Raw genomic sequence first — 22,472 nt, 5'->3', positions numbered from 1 at the left:
GGGCGTCGGCCCTCGGGTGGGCGTGGGGGGTCATCGGGTCACCTCCAGGCGTACCGCGGGGGTGTACTGGCAGCGGCCGAACCACATGACCTTGGCCAGCGCCCAGGCGTGGCCCTCCTGCGCGTCGAGCGGCGCCTCCACCGGGAACGACACCTCCGCCGTCTCGCCCGGTGGCACCGCGAAGCCCTGGACGACGCGCGGGAGCAGGTGCCAGGTGCCCCAGGGGGACGCGAGCTGCGCCTCGCCGCGGATCTCGTCGCGCGTGGTGTTGGCCAGGCGGAATGTCAGGGCGGCGCGTTCGCCGGGGCGTACGGCGAGGACGGCGGGAGGCGGTGAGATCTCCAGGCCGGTGGGGCGGGCGGTGTCGGACGTGGTGCCTCCGACGGTGCCGTCCCAGGCAGGGGGCGCCCCGGGGACGGGCAGCTCGGGCGGCTCGCCGATGGCCACGGTGGTGACGTCCTCGACGAGTTGCCCGCCGGTGGACGTGCGGGCGGAGACGAAGTGCAGGCCCGGGGCGGGCGACGCGGGCGGGGTGACGGTGACGGGGAAGCGGACGTGCCCGCCGGGGGCGAGCCGGAAGGGGCGTGCGGCGGGCCGAGCCGTCCAGCCGTCGGGCACGCGCAGCTCGGCCATGCCTTCGTGCTCGGCCTCGGTGAGCTGGGACGACACCACCACCTCCACCTCGAACGCGCCCTCGGGTGAGGCGACCAGGGCGGGGGACACGGCGACCGAGACCGGCAGGTAGCCCAGCGGCGCGGGCCCCTTGTTGTGGAGCCAGTAGCGGCTGTAGACGGGCTGTGCCGTCTCTGCGGTCTGCCCCAGCTCCGGCGACGCGGGCTGCGGCGGCGCCGGAGCCAGGAAGGTGGCGAGTTCGGACCCGGCCAGGGGGAGGGAGACGCCCTCGCCCTCAGCCGTGAGGGTGGCGGGAGGCTCGGCGGGGCGTTCGAGGAGGTCGGCCGGCGTCAGGGAGGCCAGGGCGAGGACCGGGGAGCTGAGGTGGGCGCGGGTGCCGAGGCCGGTGGCCTCGGACAGGCGGATGGTGACGCGGCCGCTGTCGCCGGGTTCGCGGCCCGACGCGTGGGGGTTGCCGGTGGCCTTCAGGGTGCTCAGCAGCACGTCGCGGGCCGGCGAGACGGCCAGCATGGAGTGGACGGAGGGCAGGGGGCCCGGCTGCGTGTCGAGGACGCGCGGGAGCAGTGGCGTGATGTGTTCCTGGCCCGCGGCGGGCAGGCGCAGCGCGCGCCAGTCGCCCGCCCCGGCGGCCAGCGCGTAGGAGAACTCGTGGGTCCAGTGCTGGAGCTGGAAGGCGGCGCCGTCGGGGCCGGTGCGGCGGGGCGGGTCGAGCCAGACGCCCGACGGCCAGCCCGTGCAGGAGCGCATGAGCGACAGGTGCAGCGCGCCCGACGGGTCGACGGCGAACCCCGGCAGCCCGTACGTGAGCAGGGCGACCGTGCGGTCGTCGAGCGCCTCGGCGCCCAGCGGGCAGACGGCCTCGACCACGGCGTCGGCGAGGTCGTCGACGAGGTCGGCGACCGGCCCCGCGACCACGAGGGCGGGCAGGGACCGCACGTCACGCAGGTCGGCGCCGGGCTGCCAGACCTCGGTCAGCGGACGTTCGGCGGGCACCCACACGCGGGGCGCGCCGGCCTTCAACGCCTCCAGGTACGCGGGATCGGCGCGTTCGAGGAGCTCGGCGGCCAGGGGGTTGGTGTCGGGACCGCCGAGGACGATGCGGACGTCGGGCAGGTTGGAGTCGACGCGCAGGAAGCCGTAGCGGGAGCCGGAGGCGGTGGAGGTGGTGGCGGTGACGCCCACGCGGGCGAACGCCGCGACCAGGTCGCGGACGGCGGGGGCGTCGGCGGGCGAGGGCACGACGATCTCGGCGACGCCGAGCGCCCGCGCCCCCGCGTGACCGAGATCGACCCGGGCGGTCGCCGACAGGCCGAACCAGGTGTTGGCGGGGTTGTCGAGCGTCCAGGGATGCTCGGCCGAGTCGACGTCGGGCAGGGCGAAGCCGCGGCCGATGACGGCTCCGGCGACGTCGGAGACCGGCAGCGCGCCCTCGACGCGGGCGGGGAAGCGGACCCGCAGCAGCCGGTCGGCGCCGGTGTGGTCGAGGACCCGCGTGGTGAACCCGATCAGGTCGGAGCCGTGCAGCAGCGTGACGACCTGCTCGTACGCGAGGTCGCCGAGCCGCCCGGTGACGACGAGCCGCCGCCCGAGCGCGCTCTCCTCGGCGCGTACGGACTCGGCGCGGCCCTCGCCCGAACCGGCCACCCGCCCCGTGGGCATGAGGTGCCAGGGGCCCTCACCCATGTCGGGGTGCTGGGGGTACTCGTCGTAGAGCCGCAGCTCGTTGCCCAGGCCGGTGAGCAGCTCCCGACCCGACGCGAGGTCGAGGACGGAGTTCAGCCCCCCGCCCCGCTCGGGGTCGGCGGTGACGCGCCAGCGCTCGTTCTCGACGGTGGCGCCGGGGACGGGGCGCCACGGCTCTGCCTCGCCTGGCGTCACCGGGAAGGCGCGCCACCCCAGCGACGGCACGTCGCGTGCCTGGAACGTCACGACGGTGCCGTCCGCGCCCGCCGCCTCCACGACGGCGGGGACCCCGGCCACGGTCTCGCCGGGTGCCAGCCGGACCGTGACGAGGCCGTCGCGCGCGAACGGCAGGGTGTTGGTCACGACCACGGCGCGCCCGTCGAGCGCGACCTGCCCGGTGAGCGCGTCGAGCGCCCGGTCGCGGGCGCCGGCGGCCAGGTCGTACGCCTCGCGCCAGCCGGTCAGCAGGTCGATGTAGACCTGGTCGGACTCGGAGCCGGTGATGGCGTCGTGGTGGGCGCCGTACGCGAGCTGCCGCCACGCCTTGTCGAGCGCGGTGTGCGGGTAGTGGCCGAGCCCGAGGACGGCGGCGAGCGCCGACAGCCGTTCGGCGTCGAGCGCCGCCACCTCGGCCGCCCGCTGCGCCTGCTTGGTGTCGATGTACGAGACGTCCTTGCCGGTGTAGATGGGGTTCATGTCGCGCGACTGGGGGCTGAACGCGCCGGCCGAGGCCCGCACGGCGTCGAGGAAGTCGCGGGGCGTGGCGCAGACGAACCTGGGCCAGACGTACCTGGCCGCCCATGCTCGGTGGATGTCGGTGACCCACTTGTTGGGCGGGGTGTAGTCGGTGCCGACGGGCAGCAGGATGTTCTTGGTCGCGGCCACCGGCTTGAGCGACCGGTACAGGTCGAACACGGCGCGCATGGCGTCGTCGAGGGAGGGCGCGGAGTCCATCCACCAGCCGGCGGAGTAGTGGGCGGGCATGTAGTGCGTCAGCACGCCCAGCCCCGAGGGCGAGATCCACTCGAACTCGCTCGGGAACTGCATGACCGTGGCGTCGCCCCCGGCCTCCTTGAAGTTCTTCAGCAGCGGGCCCCACTGGTGGAACGGCCCGCGCGCCCAGGCGCTGGCGGTGAGCCCCGCCGCCGCGAGGTAGCCGGGGAACTGGGGGTCGTGGCCGAACACGTCGAGCTGCCAGGCGGTGCGCGGGTCGCCGCCCAGGATGTCGCGCTGGTAGCCGACGCCGTAGACGATGTTCCTGATCGTGGTCTCGGCGCCGGTGAGGTTGGTGTTGGGCTCGTTGTACGTGCCGCCGATCAGCTCGGCCCTGCCCTCGGCCAGCAGCGCGCGCAGGTCGGCCCGCCGCTCGGGGCGGGTGTCGAAGAACGGCTTGAGGTAGTCGACCTCGGCCAGCACGAAGCGGTAGTCGGGGTCGCGCAGCGCCAGCTCGATATGGGCCTCGACCAGGGCGAACGCGTTGGCCTCCCACAGCGGCCTGGTGGTGGAGTCGCTGGAGAGCAGCTCCCAAGGGCTCGTGTAGGCGGCCTGGGTGTTCCACCAGACGGGGTCGTAGTGGAAGTGGGACACCATGAACATCGTCCAGCCCGGCTCCTCGGCCGTGACGGCGGCGTCGAGCGACTCGCCGCCGAGCGTCACCAGGCACGGCGCGCTCTCGCCCGCGGGGGCGGAGACGACGAGCGGCACCTCGACGACGCCTCCGGCGGCGGGCGCGGGAACCGGCCGCGCGGCGCGCACGGCGGCGCCCCGCACGTCGATCACCTCGCCGGGCGCGCCGGGCGCGACGGTGACGCGAAGCACCTGGTACGGGTCCGCGGCGGTGCCGACGAACAGGTCGGTGGACTCGGCGGACAACAGGCGAACAGGCACAGGGAACCTCCGCTGACGCGTTGCTGGCGCCGCAACCATATGCCGTCCGCCGAGCGATGACAACGATGTCATCCCCAGCTGTGGACGACTGTCGGACGTCGTGGAGGACGCCGGACGTCGGCAGGGCCGCTGAGGGGCCGCTGAGGGGCCGCTGAGGGGCGGCGGGGGAGCGGTCAGCGGACGCCGGGGAGGCCGCCCGTGTACCCGCGCGCTTCGCTGGGGAAAGCCCCGGCCCGTGAGAAGCGCGGGTCGCGGCCCTGCGAGCGCCTCGGCATCTGCCGCTCCGGGCTGCCCGGCTCGCCCGGTTGTACCACGTCCTCCGGCTCGGAGGACCTCCACCGGCCGCGGTGAGTCCCGTCCCGGCCGATCGACTCGACAGCCACCTGCCAGAGCCGATACCACGGACGGATGCGTATCCGACAGGCGACAGGGGCTGACGCCCCCGCGATAGCGGCCGTCCACGTCCGGTCCTGGCAGGCCGCCTACCAGGGACTCGTCCCCCAGGACTACCTCGACGACCTGGATCCCGCGCGGCGGCTGCCCGGCTGGGAGCGTCTGCTCGCCGAGACGGCCTGGCCCAGGAAGGGAGTTCTCGTGGCCGAGACCGAGGGGAACGTCGTCGGGTTCGCGGGGTTGACGCCCACGCGAGACGACGACGAAGACCCCGCGTCCGTCGCCGAGATCACCACGATCTATCTGACACCGGAGACATGGGGCCGTGGGATCGGCAAGGACCTGATGAACGCGGCCCTCGGCGCGCTGACCGGCGCCGGCTATCGCCAGGCCACCCTCTGGGTCCTGGACACCAACGTCCGCGCCCGGCGTTTCTACGAGGCGGCCGGATGGCACGGCGACGGAGCGATCAAGCGGGACGCCACGCGGGGCTTCCCGCTGACCGAGGTCCGCTACCGGCGCCTCCTCATGTGAGGCTCGGCTCCGGCTCCGGCGGGAACCCCGGCCGTCGCCGACGAGCCACCAGCACGGCGTCGGCGGGCAGCCGCAGGGCCGATGACAACGGTGTCATCTCCGGCTGTGGACGGCCCCGCCCTCCGCCTCCCGGCTGTGGAAACCCTCGGCCCGTGAGAAGGGCGGGTCGCGGTTCGTGGAAGGATTGCCACATGAGCGCAGTGAAACTCGACGGCAAGGCGACCGCCGCAAAGATCAAGGCAGACCTCACGACCCGGGTGGCCGCGCTCAAGGAACGCGGCATCACGCCCGGCCTGGGCACCATCCTCGTCGGCGACGACCCCGGCAGCCAGATCTACGTGGCGGGCAAGCACCGCGACTGCGCGGAGGTCGGCATCGCCTCCATCCGCGTCGACCTGCCGGCCACCGCCACCCAGGCCGAGGTCGAGGCCGCCATCGACGAGCTGAACGCCTCGCCCGAGTGCACCGGGTACATCGTGCAGCTCCCGCTGCCCAAGCACCTCGACACCATGGCCCTGCTGGAGCGCATGGACCCTGCCAAGGACGCCGACGGCCTCCACCCGGTCAACCTGGGCCGCCTCGTCCACATGGTCGACGCCCCGCTGCCCTGCACGCCGCACGGCATCGTGCTGCTGCTGCAGGAGTACGGCGTGCCGATCAAGGGCGCCGACGTGTGCGTGGTCGGCCGCGGCATCACGGTGGGCCGCTCGCTCGGTCTCCTCCTCACGCGGCGCAGCGAGAACGCCACCGTCACCCTCTGCCACACCGGCACCCACGACCTGGCCGGGCACGTACGCAGGGCCGACATCGTGATCGCCGCGGCCGGCGTGCCCGAGCTGATCACCCGTGACATGGTCAAGCCAGGCGCGGCGGTGCTCGACGTGGGCGTCTCGCGCGTGAACGGCAAGATCGCCGGTGACGTGGCGCCGGACGTCGAGGAGGTCGCGGGCTTCCTCACGCCCAACCCGGGCGGCGTCGGCCCCATGACGCGCGCCCTGCTGCTGTCGAACGTCGTGGAAGCCGCCGAAGGCCGGCAGGGCCGCTGAGGCCGGCCGCCCGGCCCGGGGCGGCGGACACCGGTGCCGGCCCCGGGGCGGCGAACGGTGGTGCGGGCGAGGTCAGCAGACGCCGGGGAGGCCGCACACCTTCCCTGCGAGGGCCTTGGCGTCCTTCTCCTGCCGCTTGAAGTCGGCCCGCCGGAACCCGGTCTTCGCCGGGTCGTAGGTGGTGTGGACCCGGTAGATGATCAGGGCGGACCCTCGGCGGGCGACGACGGAGCGCTCGCCGCCGCCCGGCCCCTCCGCCAGCGTGGACTGCACGATCACCCGCAGTGCCTCGTCCCCGATGGAGGCGGCCTGACCCCGGCGGACGGTCCTGGCCGCGTCCGACGCGCCCTTGCAGGTGGCCAGGGCGTCCCGGATGCCCTTCATGGCCTGGCGGGCGAGTGCCTCGCTGCGGTACAGGACGAGCTGTTCGTCGTTGCCCGCGTCGTTGTCGCCGGAGCTCGTGACGGTGCGGGCGGCCACCCGCCCGGCGTCGGCGGTCTTGCGTGCCCCGCAGGGATTCACCAGTAACTGGGCCGTCCGGGCATCAGACACCTTCCACCTGGTCTCGCCGAACTCGACAGCCGACCTGGCTGACGCGTTCTCGTACGTCAGGAAACCGGTCGGGATCTTCGTGGCTGCCTCGGCGGCGTGGGCGCCGCCCGCCAGTGCCGTTGCCGCGACGCACGCGGCGACGATCGGGCGCAGAGCTGTTCTCATCGACGTTCCTCCCGAGGGGCCGAGATCTCGCCGGCGGGCCCGCGCGGCGAGCGATCCGTGATCAGCTTTCCCGTCTCAACCTAATATCCGGACCCCTGGGACGAGGCCGGTTGTCCGGCCCCCGACGGTCAGGGCTGGAAGTCGAGGTCCACGGCCACGGCGATGTCCAGCAGCAGGGGCTCGTCGCGCGACGCGAGCGTGGGCAGCACCTCGTCGAGCACGTCCACCAGGTCGGCGTGGCGCTCCACGCGGACGGCGGGGCAGCCGAGCGACCTGGCCATCGCCCCCATGTCCACCTCGGGGAACGCCGGCCAGGGAGCCTTGCCGCCCTGCCGTTCCGCGAGCCGGTCCATGATGGCGTACCGGCCGTTGGACAGGACGACGAACAGCGCGCCCACCTGGTAGTGCGCGGCGCTCCACAGGGCTTGGACGCCGTAGAGCGCGGAGCCGTCGCCGACGACCGCGACCACGGGGCGTCCGGGAAGGGCCATCCTGAGGCCGACGGCGGCGGGCACGCCGAACCCGAGCCCGCCCATGGCGGCGGAGACGAACCCGAGCGGGTTCCTGGCCGGGACGAGCCGGTGCAGGTCGGGCCGCGCGGACGGCGTCTCCTCGACCAGCACCGCGTCGGCGGGCAGCCGCCGCGCCAGCTCCCGCAGGACGTCGGCGGCCCGCAACGGCCCGGCGGGAACGTCACCACGGACGCCCGCGCCCGCCTCCACGGCCCCGGCCCCGGACCCACCCACCCCCACGGCCTCCCCGCCCCGCGCCGGAACCTCTCCACCGAGCGCCGGAACGTCCCCGCCCAGTGCCGAGGCCTCTCCGCCGAGTGCCCGAACCTCTTCGCTCCGCGCCGAGGCCTCGCCGGTGGGTGCCGGGCCGTGGCGTGGTGGGAGGAGGGCGGTGAGGCGGGTGCAGACGGCGGCGGGTGGCGCGAGGTACGCCAGGTCGGCCGGGCTGCGGTGCGCCTCGGCCGGGTCGTCGGTGACCAGGGCGACCGCCGTCCCCTCCGGCACGAGCGGGCCCGGCGCGTACGGGTACTGGCGGAAGACGGGCGCGCCGACGGCGAGCACGACGTCGTGCCCGGCGAGGACGCCCCGCAGCCGGGTGCGGTCGGAGGGCAGCACGCCCGCGTACCTCGGGTGGTCCTGGGGGAACCCGGCCAGCGCGCCGAACGGCTCCTGGAAGACGGGGCAGTCCAGCCGCTCGGCGAGTGCCGCCACGGCGTCCCATCCCGCACCGGCCCTTTCGGCCGCGTCCCGGCCGGTGCCGCTTGCGGTGGTCATGCCGCCGGTCACGCCCGCCCCGGCGACGATGGCGGGGGTACGGGCAGCGGCGAGGAGGTCCACGAGCGGGGCGAGGTCGGCGTCGGGCACGGCGGTCGCGGGACGCAGCAGCCGGGCCGGCGCGGCGACCGGCTCGCCCGTCCAGGGCGCCGACCAGTCGTCCATGTGCGCGACGACGACGGCCGGGCCGCGGAACGTCTCGGCCTCGTGCCGGGCCCGCGCGATCGCGCCGGGCAGGTCCTGGGGCCGTACGGGATGGTCGGTCCAGACGGGGTAGCCGCCGGCGAGGCCCTCCAGCCGCCCGGTGAGGAACGGCTCCAGCGCGAGGTGCCTGCGGTCCTGCTGCCCGACGATGACGACGAGGGGCACCCGGTTGACGCGCGCGGTCGCGAGCGCGCCCACGGCGTTGCCCAGCCCGGCGGTGGTGTGCAGGACGGTCAGGGCGGCGGTGCGGCGGGCGAGGGCCCAGCCGGTGGCCATGCCGACGACGGAGCCCTCGTGCAGGGCGAGGACGAAGTCGAGGTCGCCGGGCAGGTCGGTCAGCAGCGCCACCTCGGTCGAGCCGGGGTTGCAGAAGATCGTCGTCATCCCGGTACGCCTGAGCACGTCGAACGTGGCGTCCTTGACCGTCGTCGTCACCGGCCCTCCTCGGCCTGCTGGAATCCCCGGCGCGCCGGCCCGGCGTGCCGGTTCTCAGGCCCTCCATGATGACGGCGGCGGGGGCGGACGGCACGGCGACGCGCGGTCCGGGTGCGGGCCGGCCCGGGAGTCGGGGTCACATGGGCCGGTTGCGGTAGCGGTCGGTGGCGTCGCGGGTGGCGCGGATGGCCGCGTCGGCCCTGTCGTAGGTGCGCTGCGCCAGACCGACGAAGATGCAGTCGACGATGAGGAGCTGGCTGATCCTGCTGGCGAGCGCGCCGGGGCGGAACGCGGTCTCGCGGCCCGCCGACACGAGCGTGTGGTCGGCGAGCGCGGCGAGCGACGAGCGCGGGTTGTTGGTGATGGCGACGACCAGGGCGCCGGCCTCGCCGGCGGTGCGCGCGGGGACGAGCACGTCGGGTGTCTCGCCGGTGCAGCTGATCGCCACGGCCACGTCGCCGGACCTGAGCAGGGCGGCGCTGGTGAGCGCGAGGTGGGCGTCGCTGAACGGGTGGCTGGACAGCCCGATGCGCAGCAGTTTGTGTGACATGTCGGCGGCGACCAGGCCGGACGCGGCCACCCCGTACACGTCGACGCGCCGGGCGATGGCGATGGCGTCCACGACCTCGCCGAGCCGGTCGGGGTCGAGCTGGGCGGCGGTGTCGGCCAGCGCGTCGGACTCGGCCCGCGCCACCTTCGCGATCACGTCGGTCAGCGGGTCGTCGGGGCCGAGGTCGCCGGGGACGAGCCGTTCCGGCTCCTTGGCGACGGCCGCGGCGAGCGCGAAGCGCATCTGCGAGTAGCCCGCGAAGCCGAGCGCCCGCGCGGTGCGCACGATCGTCGCCTCGCTGGTGCCGGACACCGCGCTGAACTCGGTGATCGTGCTGCGCACGACGACCCCGGGGTCGTCCAGGACGATGCGCGCGATGGCCTGCGCCGCCGGGGTCAGCGACGGCAGCACGGCCCGCACGGCGGCGACCGGGTTGGCCGGTTCGGAGGTCATCGGGTCAGCCATTCCGCGGCGGCCTGGGCGGAGACGCGGGAGATTCCGTGGGTGGCGACGTGCGCGGCGCCGGCGGGCTCGGCGGGGACGCCGGTGTCGACGACGATCACGTCGGGGCGCTCCCGCAGGGCCCGCGCGATCGTCTCGCGCACCCACTCGTGGCGGGCGGCGTCGTGGACGACCAGCACGACCGGGCGCTCGTCGAACGGCGGCAGCTCGCCGCCGGGCTCCATCCGCGCCACGGCGGTGCCGGGCAGCACGGCGGTGAGCGCCGCCATGACGCCGGTCGGTGTGGCCGGGTCGACCGCCTGGCTCAGCCGGGTGTTGACCTCGACGACGAGCGGCGCCCTGTCGAGCACGGCGTCGCCGTGCGTGGTCAGCGCGGCCCTGGCGGCCTCCAGGCCCACGCCCTGGTCGAGGTCGGCGCACGCCTTCTCGCGCAGCGCGGGCCGCTCGGCGTACCAGGAGGACAGCGCGAGGACCCGCCCGGCGGCCTCGGCCAGCCGCTCCTCGGGCAGCGTGCCTTCGCGCACGGCGGCGACGATCGCGTCGCGGATCTCGTACAGGCCGTCCTCGGTGGTGTGGCCGACGCAGACGGCGTCCACGCCGGCGGCGAGCGCGCGCACCGCGATCTCCCCGGGGGAGAACATGGCCGCCACGGCGCGCATCTCGATGGCGTCGGTGACGAGCATCCCGTCGAAGCCCAGTTCGTCGCGGAGCAGGCCGGTCATGACGGCGCGGCTCAGCGTCGCGGGCAGGCCGGGGTCGAGCGCGGGCACCAGCAGGTGCCCCGACATGATCGCCTGGACGCCGGCCTCGATCGCGGCGCGGAACGGCGGCAGGTCGCGCTCGGCGATCACCTCGCGGGTGGCGTGCACGGTGGGCAGCGCCAGGTGGGAGTCGGTGACGGTGTCGCCGTGCCCGGGGAAGTGCTTGGCGCACGCCGCGACGCCCGCGCCCTGCACGCCCTTGACGTACGCGGCGGTGTGGCGGGCGACGAGGTCGGGGTCGGGGCCGAAGGAGCGTACGCCGATGACCGGGTTGGCGGGGTTGGCGTTGACGTCGGCGGAGGGGGCGTAGTCGAGGGTGATGTCGGTCTCGGCCAGCATCCGCCCGATCTGGCGGCCCACGCGTTCGGTGAGCCGTACGTCGTCGATGACGCCGAGTGCCCGGTTGCCGGGGAACGAGCTGCCGGCGCCCACCTCCAGCCGGGTGACGGCGCCGCCTTCCTCGTCGATCGCGATGACCGCGGCGGGGTTCTCGGCGCGCAGGCTCGCGACGAGGGGGGCGTCGATGGCGTTGCGGGCGAACAGGACGACCCCGCCCAGCCCCTCGCCCAGCGCCCTGCGCAGCCAGCCGGGGGCCGACGTGCCGTCGTAGCCGGGCTGGAGCACGGTGAGCGCGAGCCGGCGGAGGTCATCGATCATTCGGCATTTTCCTTCACAGTTGTTGATCTGAAGGTAATTTTCTGTCATCGTCGCCCCAGAAACAACCACTGTCGAGAGGCCACCCCCCATGCCGAGCAGAAGGACTCTCCTGAAGGGCCTCGCCCTCGCCGCCGCCGCGTCCGCCACCCCGCTCCCCGCCTTCGCGGAAACCGGCGCGGCAGCAGGGACGTCCGCCGACTGGATCCCGCCGCTGCGCCAGATGCGCGGCATGTGGATCGCGTCCGTCGTCAACATCAACTGGCCGTCCAAGCCCGGCCTGAGCGCCGACGAGCAGAAGGCGGAGTACCTCGCCTGGCTCGACGTGGCCGAGCAGCGCAAGCTCAACTCGGTCTTCGTGCAGATCAGGCCCACCGCGGACGCCTTCTGGCCGTCGCCGTTCGAGCCCTGGTCGCAGTGGCTGACCGGCACCCAGGGCCAGGACCCCGGCTACGACCCGCTCGCCTTCGCCGTCGAGGAGACGCACAAGAGGGGCCTCGCCTTCCACGCCTGGTTCAACCCGTACCGGGTGTCGATGCAGTCGGACCCGTCCAAGCTGCACCCCGACCACCCCGGGCGCAAGCACCCCGACTGGATCGTGCCGTTCGGCGGCAAGCTCTACTACAACCCCGGCCTGCCGGAGGTCCGGGCGTTCTGCCAGGACGCCATGATGGACGCCGTCACCCGCTACGACATCGACGGCCTGCACTTCGACGACTACTTCTACCCGACCAACACGACGGCCTTCGACGACAGCGCCACCTTCGCCAAGTACGGCGCGGGCTTCCCCGACCTGGCCGCCTGGCGCCGCAACAACGTGGACCTCATGGTCTCCGAGATGCAGCAGCGCGTCCTCGCCGCCAAGCCGGAGATCGCCTGGGGCATCAGCCCTTCGGGCATCTGGCGCAACAAGGCCAGCGACCCGCTCGGCTCCGACACCAACGGCGGCCAGTCGTACGACAGCCTGCACGCCGACACCCGCGGCTGGGTCAAGAAGGGCTGGCTCGACTACATCGCGCCGCAGCTCTACTGGTACATCGGCCAGCCTCCCGCCGACTACTCGAAGCTCGTGCCGTGGTGGTCGGACGTCGCCAAGGGCACCGGCACGCTGCTGTGGATCGGCCAGGCGGCGTACAAGGCGGGCGACCCCGCGCAGACCGCGCCGCAGTGGCAGGACCCGGCGGAGCTGTCCAAGCACCTGACGCTCAACAGGAACCACCCCGAGATCGGCGGCGACATCTGGTACAACGCCAACGACGTCAAGGTGGACAGGATCGCCTCGATCACCACCGCGGTGAACGACCACTACCAGCGGCCCGCGCTCGCGCCGGTGCTGCCCAGGCTGGCGGGAGGCACGGCGCCGCACCGCCCGGTCGTCGCGTACGCGCGGCGCCGTCCCGGCGGCGTCGAGGTGCGCGCCGTCGCCACGGGCAGGGAGGAGCCGTTCCAGTTCGCGATCTTCCGCTTCGCGGAGGACGCGGCGGCCGACGCGTTCGGCGACGCGCGCAACCTGGTCGCGGTGGTGCCGGGCGGCCGCCAGGCCATCTGGGCCGACCAGGACGGCAAGGCGGGCGACCACTACTACGTGGTGGCCGTGGACCGCGCGAACCGGACGAGCGCTCCGAGCAACGGCTTCCGCGTGCTCTGACCTGACCGTCCCACGTCGCCGGCGCGCCGTGAGGGGCGCGCCGGCGCACCCGCCGCCCCAGCCAGGGGGCATGGTGACATCACGGCGCGGTGACATCACGGCGCGGTGACATCACGGCGCGGTGACATCGGGGTTCCGCTGACGCTGCCGGAACCCCTCGCCGAAGCCCCGGTCGCGATCCGCCGCCCGGGAGTGCCGCCCGGGAAGCCCTGTCTAGGAGGCCCTGTCTAGGAAGCCCTGCGCCCCGCCGGTGACGGCTGCTCGGCAGGAGCCCCTGGCCGCTGCGGCGGCACCACGGGGGTGGGGCGCACCAGACCGAGCGCGACGACCTCGTTGGCGAGGCGGGTGCGCCGGTTGGTGCCCTCGGGGATCCTGAACTTCTGGTACAGCCGCAGTAAGTGCTGCTTGACCGCGGCCTCGGTCACGACCAGGTCGTCGGCGATCTCGCGCGCGGTCGCCGGGGCGACGAACGCCTCGTCCGACAGCGCCGGGCGGCAGAGCGAGGTGAGCACGTCGACCTCGCGCCTGGTCAGCTCGGGCGCCGCCGCCCTGCGGAGTTCGACCTCGGGGGTGAAGTCCTCACGGGGCACCCCGCCGATGCGGGCCCGCGCCGCGCCGAAGGAGACGACGTCGCCGTCGTCGAGGACCCTCCGGGCGATCGGCCTGCCGTTCACCCGCGTGCCGTTCCTGGACAGGCCCAGGTCCACGACGTACAGGTACGGTCCTCGTCTGACGAACTCGGCATGGAGTCGAGACACGCTGGGGTCGGTGAGCCGGATGTCGACACCCCGGCCTCTCCCGACCGTCGTGATCTCGGGGCGCAACGGGACCACCTCGCCGGTGTCCTCGATGCGTATGAACGGCCCCTCCACGGCAGTTCCTCCCCAGGTAGCCCGCCGTAACTATTACTACAGCTCCGGCTTACCCAACCGAGGGGATGCGGAATCGCCTTTGCCATAAGGAGAATCCCGCGTGAAATTGGTCTGGACCTCTGCGGCCGGTTTTGCCTGCTCACGGGTAGACTTCGAGCGGAGATAAGCGGAGGAAACACTCATGGCGGACAAGCCCACGAAAGGCCTGGCCGATGTCGTAGCCGCGTCCACGGCGCTGAGCGACATCGACGGAAAGGCCGGTCGCCTGTTCTACCGCGGATACGACATCCACGACCTGGCGGGCCGAGCGACCTTCGAGGAGACCGCGTACCTGCTCCAGCGCGGCAAGCTGCCGACGCGGGCGGAGCTGGACGCGTACCGGACCGACCTGGCGCAGGGACGGGAGCTCGGCGCGCTGGTCGCGGCCAACATCGCGGAGATCGCGGAGAAGCAGAAACCCATGGAGGCGCTGCGCTCGCTGGTCTCGCTGGCGGGCGCGGACGACCCGGACAAGGACTCCATCGCCCCCGACGCCAACCTGCGCAAGGCCGCCCGCCTGACCGCGCAGCAGCCTCTGCTGGTCGCCCGCTACCACGCCGCTCGCACCGGGGGCACCGTCCCCGACCCCGACCCGGAGCAGAGCATCGCGGCGAACTTCCTCTTCGAGGTCACCGGCCGGACGCCCGCGCCCCGCGAGGTGGAGATCTTCGACACCTGCCTGGTGCTGCACGCCGACCACACGATGAACGCATCCACCTTCGCGGCGAGGGTGTGCGCTGCCACACTGTCGGACATGCACTCCGCCATCGTGGCCGCGATCGGCACGCTGAAGGGTCCCCTGCACGGCGGCGCCAACGAGCAGGTCATGAAGACCCTGGAGTCGATCCCGCCCACCGGCGTGGCGCAGGCCGTGCGCGACAAGCTGGCCGCCCACGAGAAGATCATGGGCTTCGGCCACCGCGTCTACAAGACCGAGGACCCCCGCGCGACCCACCTGCGCAAGATGTCCGCGGAGCTTGCCGAGGCGAGCGGCGACGACACGTACTACCGGATGTCGAAGGAGATGGAGGAGGTCGTCTTCGAGACGAAGGGCCTCTATCCCAACGTCGACTTCTACGCGGCGACGGTTTACCACTACCTTGGCATCCCGACGGACCTGTTCACGCCGGTCTTCTCCGTCAGCCGGATGTCGGGCTGGACCGCGCACGTGATCGAGCAGCACGCCGACAACCGGCTGATCCGCCCGGACAGCGAGTACATCGGCGAGCGCGACCAGAAGTGGAAGCCGATAGAAGAGCGTTGAGCGAAGAGAGCAGGCGCGAGAGCTGGGGACCGTACCCGCTGATCCTGGCGGGTGCGGTCGTCGGCGTGCTCGTGATGATTTTCCTGGACCCGCGCTGGGGCGGCTTCGCCCTGGGCGGCCTCGTCATGGTCGCCGCCGCGCTCCGCTTCTCGGGCTACGGCGGCCAGCTCGCCGTGCGGAGCAAGAAGACCGACGTCACCACGCTCGTGGGGTTCGGCTTCGTGCTCGTGCTGATCTCGCTGTTGTTGGACAACAACGAGCTGAAGGCGTTGATCCTATCCCTTTTCGCCCGTTGACCCGGGGGTCCGATAGCCTCGACGCATCAATTGATTGAAGGGGAACCATTCGCATGCCCAAGATCAAGGTGGAGGGTCCTGTCGTCGAACTCGACGGCGACGAGATGACCCGGATCATCTGGACGTTCATCAAGGACCAGCTGATCCTTCCCTACCTCGACGTCGACCTGAAGTACTACGACCTCGGCATCGAGCACCGCGACGCCACGGACGACCAGGTCACCATCGACGCCGCGAACGCCATCAAGAAGTACGGCGTCGGCGTGAAGTGCGCCACCATCACCCCGGACGAGGCGCGGGTCGAGGAGTTCGGCCTGAAGAAGATGTGGAAGTCCCCGAACGGGACCATCCGCAACATCCTCGGCGGCGTCATCTTCCGCGAGCCGATCATCATGCAGAACGTGCCGCGACTGGTCCCCGGCTGGACCAAGCCGATCGTGGTCGGCCGTCACGCGTTCGGCGACCAGTACCGCGCCACCGACCTGAAGGTCCCCGGCGAGGGCACGCTGACCCTGACGTTCACGCCGAAGGACGGCTCCGAGCCGATCGAGCTCGACGTGTACGACTTCCCCGGCCCCGGTGTGGCGCTGGCCATGTACAACCTGGACGAGTCGATCCGCGACTTCGCGCGCGCGTCGATGCGCTACGGCCTGGCCCGCAACTACCCGGTCTACCTCTCGACGAAGAACACCATCCTCAAGGCGTACGACGGCCGCTTCAAGGACATCTTCGCCGAGGTGTACGAGACCGAGTTCAAGGCGGACTTCGAGAAGGCCGGCCTGCTCTACGAGCACCGCCTGATCGACGACATGGTCGCCTCCGCGCTCAAGTGGGAGGGCGGCTACGTCTGGGCGTGCAAGAACTACGACGGCGACGTCCAGTCCGACACGGTCGCGCAGGGCTTCGGCTCGCTCGGCCTGATGACCTCGGTGCTGATGACCCCCGACGGCCGCACGGTCGAGGCCGAGGCCGCGCACGGCACGGTGACCCGCCACTACCGCGAGCACCAGAAGGGCAACCCGACCTCCACGAACCCGATCGCGTCGATCTTCGCGTGGACCCGTGGCCTCGCCCACCGCGGCAAGCTGGACAACACGCCCGCCGTCACCGCGTTCGCCGACACGCTGGAGCAGGTCTGCATCGAGACGGTCGAGGGCGGCCAGATGACCAAGGACCTCGCGCTCCTGGTCGGCGGCGACGCCAAGTGGCTGACCACCCAGGACTTCCTGGCGGCGCTGGACGAGAACCTCAAGAAGAAGATGTCCGCCTAGTGCGAGAACGGCCTCTACCTGCGGGTTTCCTACCAGGTAGAGGCCGTCACCCCTTCCTCGGGTGGTGATCAGGCTCATACGCTTGGTCACGTGTTGAGTAGTAACCGGCTGCGTGTCCTGCTTGAGGTGTTCAGGACGGGCAGCATCGCCGGTGCGGCCAGGGTGTTGAAGCTGTCGCCGTCCGCCGTGTCGCATCAGCTGTCCCGCCTGGAGCAGGAGGCGGGGGTCGGCCTGGTCGAGCGCAACGCGCAGAGCCTGCGGCTGACCGAGGCGGGACGCCGCCTCGCCATCCGGGCGCAGGAGGTCGTCGACATCATCGAGGCGGCGGAGAAGGACCTTCTCGCCCAGGCCAGGGTCGACGCCGGTGAGCTGCGCATCGGCTTCTTCGCCTCCGCCGGGTACCGCCTGCTGCCGCTGGCGCTGTCGCGGTTCGCCTCCAGGTACCCCAACGTGGCGCTCGACCTGGTGGAGGGCCAGCCCTACGAGCTGCTGCCCGACCTGGAGCGCGGCGCGCTCGACGTGCTGGTGGTCTTCGAGCACGCGCTCGACCCGTGGCAGTGCCCCGAGGGGGTGGAGGTCGTCCACCTGTTCGACGAGCCGCAACTCCTGGTCCTGCCGACCGGCCACTCCGCCGCCCAGCGGCCCAGGGTGCGCCTGGCGGACCTGGCCGACCAGCCGTGGATCACCACGTTCGGGGCCGAGCATCCGGTGTCGATCCTGGAGCGGGCCAGCGCGCTGGAGGGCTTCTCGCCGCAGATCCGCTGCCGCAGCGACCACTACGAGGTGACGATCGGCCTGGTACGGGCCGGGCTCGGCGTCGCATTGGTGCCGAGCCTCGGCCTGCAGGGCGCGACCGGGCTGCACACCTGCCGCCTGGCCACGCCGAACCTGTTCCGCAGGATCGGCGTGGCCAGGCGGCCGACCAACCCCAACCCGGCCGCCCGCTCCTTCCTGGCCTACCTGCGCACGGCCTCGGCCCAGCTCAGGAACTCGATGGAGCCGTCGCTGCGCTGAGGCGGGCGGCGACGTCGAGCCCGGCCCGCCGTACGGCGGAGGCCAGCTCGTGCTCGCTGCCTGAGGGGCCGTGGGCGAGGACGGCGTACGCGATCCGCCCGCCCATGATGCCGACGTCGGACCTGACGCCCTCGTCGGTGCCGGTCTTGTTGGCCAGCCAGGCGCCCTCGGGGTCGTGCCTGACCAGGGCGGGGACGAGGGTGTGGTCGGTGTTCTGCTGCATCCAGCCGCGCATGAGCACCTGCCAGCCGTCCGCACCCGCGACGAGCGCGGCCAGGCAGGAGAGGTCGGCCGCGGTGCCGATCGCGAACGTCGGCGGGTCCTCGGGGCCGCGCGGCTCCCTGATGCGGTCGAGCAGCCTGGTCCTCGACAGCCCGAGGGCCGCGGCCGCCGCGTTGACCCGGTCCAGGCCGATCTCGCGCAGCAGCGCGTTGGTCGCGGTGTTGTCGCTGACCGCGGCCGTCAGCAGGGCGAGGTCGCCGATCGTCCAGCTGCGTCCCGACAGCGACAGCAGCAGCCCCGAGCCGCCGCAGTAGTCGTCGTCGTGCAGCGTCACGGGCGTGTCGGGGTGGAGGATGCCGCCTTCGACGCTCATCGCCACCTCGGCCAGCAGGAGCAGCTTGCCTACGCTGGCCAGCGGCAGTTCGGCGTCCTCGTTGACGCCGTGGAACTCGCCCGTCACCAGATCCCGCGTCGCGACGGCGAGCGTGATGTCGTTCACCGCCCGATGATCCTTCCTGGTCTGTGCTCGGTGAGCCTGCCGCCTTCGACGGCGAGCCGTCCCGCCACGACGACGGCGTGGATGCCGGCGGGGGGCAGCAGCGGATCGGCGTAGGTGGCGCCGTCGGCGACCGTCTCGGGGTCGAGCAGCACGAGGTCGGCGTGCGCGCCGTCGCGTACGACGCCCCGGTCCGCCAGCCCGAACCGGTCGGCCGCCATGCCGGTCATCTTGTGGACGGCGACCTCCAGCGGGAACAGGCCCCGGTCGCGGGAGTAGCGGCCGAGCACCCTGGGGAAGGTGCCGGCCAGGCGGGGGTGCGGATGGCCCGGCTTGGGCACGCCGTCCGAGCCGATCATGGCGAACTCGCTGGCCAGGACCCGCTGGACGTCGTCCTCGCGCATGGAGTGGCTGATGATCGTCACCTCGCCCTCCTCGGCGAGGAGCAGCTCCGCGGCGGCGTCCACGGGGTCGCCGCCGAGTTCGGCGATCGTGCGGCCCTCGACCTCGGGGTGATGGGCGGCGCAGGCGACGGAGATGCGATCCCAGCCGCCGTTGCCGACCGTGTTCTCCCAGCCGGGCACGCCCTCCTCGATCGCCCTGCGCATCCGGTCGCGCTGGCCGGCGTCGCGCAGCCGGTCGAGCAGCGCCTCGGTGCCGCCGTCGTTGGCCCACGGGGGGAACATCGCCGACAGCGACGTGCTGCCCTCGGTGTAGGGGTAGACGTCGCAGGTGACGTCCATGCCCTGGGCCCGCAGCTCCGCGATGCGGGGGAGCGTCCGCAGGGTCCTGCCCCAGGCGTGCCTGCCCGCCGTCTTGTGGTGGCTGACGTGGAGCGCGGCCCCGCTCCTGCGGGCGATCTCGACGGCCTCCTCCAGCGCCTCCTCGACGCGGGACATCTCGTCCCTCAGGTGCGTGACGTACGGCCTGCCGTGCCTGGCCGCGACCCGGGCCAGCGCCACCACCTCGGCGGTGTCGCCGTAGGTGCCCGGGGTGTAGATGAGCCCGGTGGACAGCCCGGCCGCTCCGGCGGCCAGCGCGTCGTCCAGCAGCGCGCACATGGTGTCGAGCTCGGCGGGGGTGGCCGGGCGGTCCTCGTAGCCGAGCACGCCCGCCCTGAGGGTGCCGTGGCCGACGAGGGAGGTCAGATGGTTCGACCGGGGGGTGCGCTCGTGCGCCTCGATGAACCCCCCGTAGTCCTGAAATATCGGTATGTCGCCGCCGAAGCCGGCCCTGCTCGACCGGCGCAGCGCCGGCACCCGCTCGGGCAGCGCGGGAAAAAGGCTCGACCCGCAGTTGCCGCAGATCTCCACCGTGACGCCCATGCGGACGGGGGCGGCGGCCAGGTCCCTGCCCGCCTCGCCGAGCAGGGTGACCGCGTCGGAGTGGGTGTGGACGTCGATGAAGCCGGGGGCGACCACCAGTCCGGTGGCGTCGATCACCCGCGCTCCGCCGCCGTCGGCCGGGCCGCCCTCGGGCAGCAGGACGAGGCGGTCGCCGCTGACGCCGACGTCGGCACGGCGCAGCGGCGCGCCCGTACCGTCGGCGACGAGACCACCGCTGATCAGCACATCGAGGCTCACGCTGCCGAACCCTTCATGAGGAGCGAGCCGTTCACAGGACCTGCCCGAGGAAGGCGCGGGTGCGCTCGTGGCGCGGCCGGGACAGCACCTCGCGGGGCGGGCCCTCCTCCACGATCACGCCGTCGTCGATGAAAACCAGGTGGTCACCCGCCTCCCGGGCGAAGCCCATCTCGTGGGTGACCACGATCATCGTCATCCCGCTGGCCGCCAGGTCACGCATGACCTGCAGCACCTCCTGCACCAGCTCGGGGTCGAGCGCGCTGGTCGGCTCGTCGAACAGCATCAGCTTCGGGTTCATGGCCAGGCTGCGCGCGATCGCGACCCGCTGCTGCTGGCCGCCCGACAGCTGCCGCGGGTAGTGCCCAGCCCTGTCGGCCAGCCCCACCCTGTCGAGCAGCGCCATCGCCTGCGAGGCGGCCGTCGCCTTCGGGACGCGCCTGACCGTGCACGGGCCCTCCATGACGTTCTCCAGCGCGGTCATGTGCGGGAACAGGTGGAAGCGCTGGAAGACCATGCCGATCTCCTGGCGCTGGCGGCACAGCTCCTCGGGCCGCAGCAGGTGCAGCCTGCCGCCCTTCTCGGCGAAGCCGATGAGCTCGCCGTCGACCCACACCCGGCCCGCGTCGATGGTCTCCAGCCTGTTGACGCAGCGCAGCAGCGTCGACTTGCCGGAGCCGGACGGGCCCACCACGCAGACCACCCCGCCCGGCGGAACGTCGAGGCTGACACCCTTCAGCACCTCAAGGTGCCCGAAGCGCTTCCGCACCGATTCGATCTTCACCATGCTAGTGGCCACGGCTGAACCTCCTCTCCAGGAAGCGCTGGCCGACGGTGGCCACGCTGGTGAGCAGCAGGTACCACGTGGAGGCGACCACCAGCAGCGCGATCACCTCGAAGTTGTCCAGGTAGATCCGCTGGGAGACGGTCAGCAGCTCGGCGCCGGAGATGACCGACACCATCGAGGTGGTCTTCAGCATCGAGATGAACTGGTTGCCGGTCGGCGGGATGATCACCCGCATCGCCTGGGGCAGCACGACCCTGCGCAGGATCTGCCGGTGCGACATGCCGAGCGACTCGGCCGCCTCCCGCTGGCCCGGATCGACCGAGCGGATGCCGGCGCGGACGATCTCCGCCATGTAGGCGCCCTCGTTGATGGTCAGCCCGAGCAGCGCCGCCGTGAACGGCGTGATCAGCTCGTTGGCCGGCCACTGGAGGAACATCGGCCCGCCGAACGGGACACCGATCCCGATCTCGGGGAAGACCAGGCCGATGTCCAACCAGAAGATGAGCTGCACCAGCAGCGGCGTGCCGCGGAAGAACCAGGTGTACAGGCCGGCCGCGCCGCGCAGCACGGGGCTGTCGGACAGCTGCATGACGGCGGCCATCACGCCGAGGCCGACGCCGACCACCATGGACAGCGCCGTGAGCGCGACCGTGATCCACAGGCCGCCGAGGATGCGGCCGTCCAGCAGGAACGTGACGATCACGTCCCAGTGCAGGTTGGGGTTGACGATGACGGTGTAGACCAGCCACACCATCGCGAGCGCCGCGAGCGCCGCCGCGACGAGCCGTCCGGGTCTGGGCGGTTTCACCGCCTCGATCGGGAGCTCCGTCATGCGCCGGTGTTGATCGTGACCTTGGCCACGGCGTTCGCCGTCGTGCCGTACTTCTCCAGGATCTTGCCGTACTCGCCGCTGTCGAGCAGCTCCTGCAGCGCCTTCGCGACGGCGTCGCGCAGGCCGGTCTGCTTCTTGTCGATCGCGATGCCCCACGGCCCGGCGTCGTACTGCTCGGGCAGGACCTCGTACTTGCCGGTCTCCTTGGCGTACATGGCGGCCACGGGCGAGTCGACGATCGTGGCGACCGTGCGTCCGGAGTCGATGCTGAGCAGGCCGGTCGGCGCGTCCTCGCTCTGCATGATCTCCATCTTCTGCGCGCACTTGTCGTTCTGGCGCTTGCCGATCTCCAGGTTGGAACTGCCCTTGGCCAGGACGACCTTCTTGCCGCACAGGTCGGCGAGGGTCTTGATGCCCTCCGGGTTGCCCTTCCTGACCATGATCGAGCCGCCGGCGTTGAAGTAGTCGACGAAGTCGACGGCCTTGCGGCGCTGCTCCAGGTCGCTGAGCGCGGCCATGGCGATGTCCCACCTGCCGCCCTGCAGCCCCGGGATGAGGCCGTCGAAGGAGGCGTTGATGATGCGGGTCCGCAGCCCCAGCCGCGCCCCGATGGCGACGGCCAGGTCGGCGTCGACGCCGGTCATCTCCTGGGTGCCCGGCTTGTACATCTCCATCGGCGGATAGCCTTCCGAGGTCGCCATCCGCAGCTCGCCCGACTTCCTGACGGCTTCGGGGACGAGGTCCTTGGCGCTCTTGCCGGTCGAGGAGGGCGGCGTGGGCGCCGCCGTACCCGAGGTGGACCTCCCGCATCCCGCGCCCAGCGCGCAGACCGCCACCAGGGCGATGACCAGGTGTTTTTGCATGGCACCTCATGGTGGCCAGGCGGTCAGGCGTCACCAAGACTCG

Annotated in this window: 18 protein-coding genes; 7 read left to right on the top strand and 11 right to left on the bottom strand. The window is 72.5% G+C overall.

Annotated elements, in window-relative coordinates:
* Positions 1-30: 30 nt before the first annotated feature.
* Positions 31-4,203 (bottom strand): glycoside hydrolase family 38 N-terminal domain-containing protein, encoded by a 4,173-nt coding sequence (locus BMX74_RS20495; RefSeq protein WP_091102186.1) that lies wholly within the window; start codon positions 4,201-4,203, stop codon positions 31-33.
* Between the two features lie 408 nt (positions 4,204-4,611).
* Between BMX74_RS20495 and BMX74_RS20485 the strand changes: the two genes are divergently transcribed.
* Positions 4,612-5,130, top strand: a complete 519-nt coding sequence (locus BMX74_RS20485) for a GNAT family N-acetyltransferase (protein ID WP_091102182.1) — start codon at positions 4,612-4,614, stop codon at positions 5,128-5,130.
* 191 nt (positions 5,131-5,321) lie between these two features.
* Positions 5,322-6,176: a bifunctional methylenetetrahydrofolate dehydrogenase/methenyltetrahydrofolate cyclohydrolase gene (locus BMX74_RS20480; protein WP_091102181.1), complete on the top strand. Its 855-nt coding sequence runs from the start codon at positions 5,322-5,324 to the stop codon at positions 6,174-6,176.
* Positions 6,177-6,248: 72 nt separating this feature from the next.
* Here BMX74_RS20480 and BMX74_RS20475 read toward each other — a convergent pair whose 3' ends face one another.
* The 4 genes from BMX74_RS20475 to BMX74_RS20460 form a co-directional block, all read right to left on the bottom strand.
* A complete protein-coding gene (locus BMX74_RS20475; protein WP_091102178.1) occupies positions 6,249-6,893 on the bottom strand; it encodes a hypothetical protein in 645 nt (214 codons plus the stop codon).
* A 128-nt stretch (positions 6,894-7,021) separates the two neighbouring features.
* Complete coding sequence (locus BMX74_RS20470; RefSeq protein WP_256257045.1) at positions 7,022-8,818, bottom strand: thiamine pyrophosphate-dependent enzyme; 1,797 nt, start codon at positions 8,816-8,818, stop codon at positions 7,022-7,024.
* Positions 8,819-8,954: 136 nt separating this feature from the next.
* Positions 8,955-9,821: a MurR/RpiR family transcriptional regulator gene (locus BMX74_RS20465; RefSeq protein ID WP_082535392.1), complete on the bottom strand. Its 867-nt coding sequence runs from the start codon at positions 9,819-9,821 to the stop codon at positions 8,955-8,957.
* Positions 9,818-11,248 carry a glycoside hydrolase family 3 protein gene (locus tag BMX74_RS20460; RefSeq protein ID WP_091102176.1) on the bottom strand — a complete coding sequence of 477 codons (1,431 nt, stop codon included), beginning with the start codon at positions 11,246-11,248 and terminating at the stop codon, positions 9,818-9,820. Before BMX74_RS20460 ends, BMX74_RS20465 begins: the two co-directional genes overlap by 4 nt.
* Before the next feature lie 88 nt (positions 11,249-11,336).
* Here BMX74_RS20460 and BMX74_RS20455 point away from each other — a divergent pair, with 88 nt between their 5' ends.
* Positions 11,337-12,893, top strand: coding sequence for a glycoside hydrolase family 10-like protein (locus BMX74_RS20455; RefSeq protein WP_091102174.1), 1,557 nt, complete (start codon positions 11,337-11,339; stop codon positions 12,891-12,893).
* 227 nt (positions 12,894-13,120) lie between these two features.
* Here BMX74_RS20455 and BMX74_RS20450 read toward each other — a convergent pair whose 3' ends face one another.
* Positions 13,121-13,765 carry an FHA domain-containing protein gene (locus tag BMX74_RS20450; protein WP_055506507.1) on the bottom strand — a complete coding sequence of 215 codons (645 nt, stop codon included), beginning with the start codon at positions 13,763-13,765 and terminating at the stop codon, positions 13,121-13,123.
* 181 nt (positions 13,766-13,946) lie between these two features.
* Here BMX74_RS20450 and BMX74_RS20445 point away from each other — a divergent pair, with 181 nt between their 5' ends.
* From BMX74_RS20445 to BMX74_RS20430, 4 genes are all read left to right on the top strand, one after another.
* Positions 13,947-15,068 (top strand): citrate/2-methylcitrate synthase, encoded by a 1,122-nt coding sequence (locus tag BMX74_RS20445; RefSeq protein WP_091102171.1) that lies wholly within the window; start codon positions 13,947-13,949, stop codon positions 15,066-15,068.
* The gene (locus BMX74_RS20440) at positions 15,065-15,364 is read left to right on the top strand and encodes a DUF3017 domain-containing protein (RefSeq protein WP_055506509.1); all 300 of its coding nucleotides are present in this window, start codon (positions 15,065-15,067) and stop codon (positions 15,362-15,364) included. The genes BMX74_RS20445 and BMX74_RS20440 overlap by 4 nt, the downstream gene beginning before the upstream one ends.
* 53 nt (positions 15,365-15,417) lie before the next feature.
* Complete coding sequence (locus tag BMX74_RS20435) at positions 15,418-16,635, top strand: NADP-dependent isocitrate dehydrogenase (protein ID WP_055506510.1); 1,218 nt, start codon at positions 15,418-15,420, stop codon at positions 16,633-16,635.
* Positions 16,636-16,725: 90 nt separating this feature from the next.
* Positions 16,726-17,649, top strand: coding sequence for a LysR family transcriptional regulator (locus BMX74_RS20430; RefSeq protein ID WP_055506511.1), 924 nt, complete (start codon positions 16,726-16,728; stop codon positions 17,647-17,649).
* Here the strand turns inward: BMX74_RS20430 and BMX74_RS20425 are convergent.
* The 5 genes from BMX74_RS20425 to BMX74_RS20405 are packed head-to-tail and all read right to left on the bottom strand — an operon-like array spanning position 17,618 to position 22,429.
* Positions 17,618-18,370: a serine hydrolase gene (locus tag BMX74_RS20425; RefSeq protein WP_055506512.1), complete on the bottom strand. Its 753-nt coding sequence runs from the start codon at positions 18,368-18,370 to the stop codon at positions 17,618-17,620. The genes BMX74_RS20430 and BMX74_RS20425 overlap by 32 nt on opposite strands.
* Positions 18,367-19,950 (bottom strand): N-acyl-D-amino-acid deacylase family protein, encoded by a 1,584-nt coding sequence (locus tag BMX74_RS20420; RefSeq protein ID WP_055506513.1) that lies wholly within the window; start codon positions 19,948-19,950, stop codon positions 18,367-18,369. Before BMX74_RS20420 ends, BMX74_RS20425 begins: the two co-directional genes overlap by 4 nt.
* A gap of 31 nt (positions 19,951-19,981) precedes the next feature.
* A complete protein-coding gene (locus BMX74_RS20415) occupies positions 19,982-20,734 on the bottom strand; it encodes an amino acid ABC transporter ATP-binding protein (RefSeq protein WP_055506514.1) in 753 nt (250 codons plus the stop codon).
* Position 20,735: 1 nt separating this feature from the next.
* On the bottom strand, positions 20,736-21,566 hold the full coding sequence (locus tag BMX74_RS20410; protein WP_091102168.1) for an amino acid ABC transporter permease: 831 nt from the start codon (positions 21,564-21,566) through the stop codon (positions 20,736-20,738).
* Positions 21,563-22,429, bottom strand: coding sequence for an ABC transporter substrate-binding protein (locus BMX74_RS20405; RefSeq protein ID WP_055506516.1), 867 nt, complete (start codon positions 22,427-22,429; stop codon positions 21,563-21,565). The genes BMX74_RS20410 and BMX74_RS20405 overlap by 4 nt, the downstream gene beginning before the upstream one ends.
* Positions 22,430-22,472: the final 43 nt, after the last annotated feature.

This window comes from Nonomuraea pusilla (assembly GCF_900109355.1).
GTDB lineage: Bacteria > Actinomycetota > Actinomycetes > Streptosporangiales > Streptosporangiaceae > Nonomuraea > Nonomuraea pusilla.
This window is presented reverse-complemented; position numbering and strand designations above follow the sequence as displayed.

Coding starts and splice junctions, on each gene's coding strand:
- BMX74_RS20485 (WP_091102182.1), top strand. CDS start 4,612: ATGCGTATCCGACAGGCGACAGGGGCTGACGCCCCCGCGATAGCGGCC.
- BMX74_RS20480 (WP_091102181.1), top strand. CDS start 5,322: ATGAGCGCAGTGAAACTCGACGGCAAGGCGACCGCCGCAAAGATCAAG.
- BMX74_RS20445 (WP_091102171.1), top strand. CDS start 13,947: ATGGCGGACAAGCCCACGAAAGGCCTGGCCGATGTCGTAGCCGCGTCC.
- BMX74_RS20415 (WP_055506514.1), bottom strand. CDS start 20,734: ATGGTGAAGATCGAATCGGTGCGGAAGCGCTTCGGGCACCTTGAGGTG.
- BMX74_RS20460 (WP_091102176.1), bottom strand. CDS start 11,248: ATGATCGATGACCTCCGCCGGCTCGCGCTCACCGTGCTCCAGCCCGGC.
- BMX74_RS20465 (WP_082535392.1), bottom strand. CDS start 9,821: ATGACCTCCGAACCGGCCAACCCGGTCGCCGCCGTGCGGGCCGTGCTG.
- BMX74_RS20405 (WP_055506516.1), bottom strand. CDS start 22,429: ATGCAAAAACACCTGGTCATCGCCCTGGTGGCGGTCTGCGCGCTGGGC.
- BMX74_RS20475 (WP_091102178.1), bottom strand. CDS start 6,893: ATGAGAACAGCTCTGCGCCCGATCGTCGCCGCGTGCGTCGCGGCAACG.
- BMX74_RS20435 (WP_055506510.1), top strand. CDS start 15,418: ATGCCCAAGATCAAGGTGGAGGGTCCTGTCGTCGAACTCGACGGCGAC.
- BMX74_RS20455 (WP_091102174.1), top strand. CDS start 11,337: ATGCCGAGCAGAAGGACTCTCCTGAAGGGCCTCGCCCTCGCCGCCGCC.
- BMX74_RS20410 (WP_091102168.1), bottom strand. CDS start 21,566: ATGACGGAGCTCCCGATCGAGGCGGTGAAACCGCCCAGACCCGGACGG.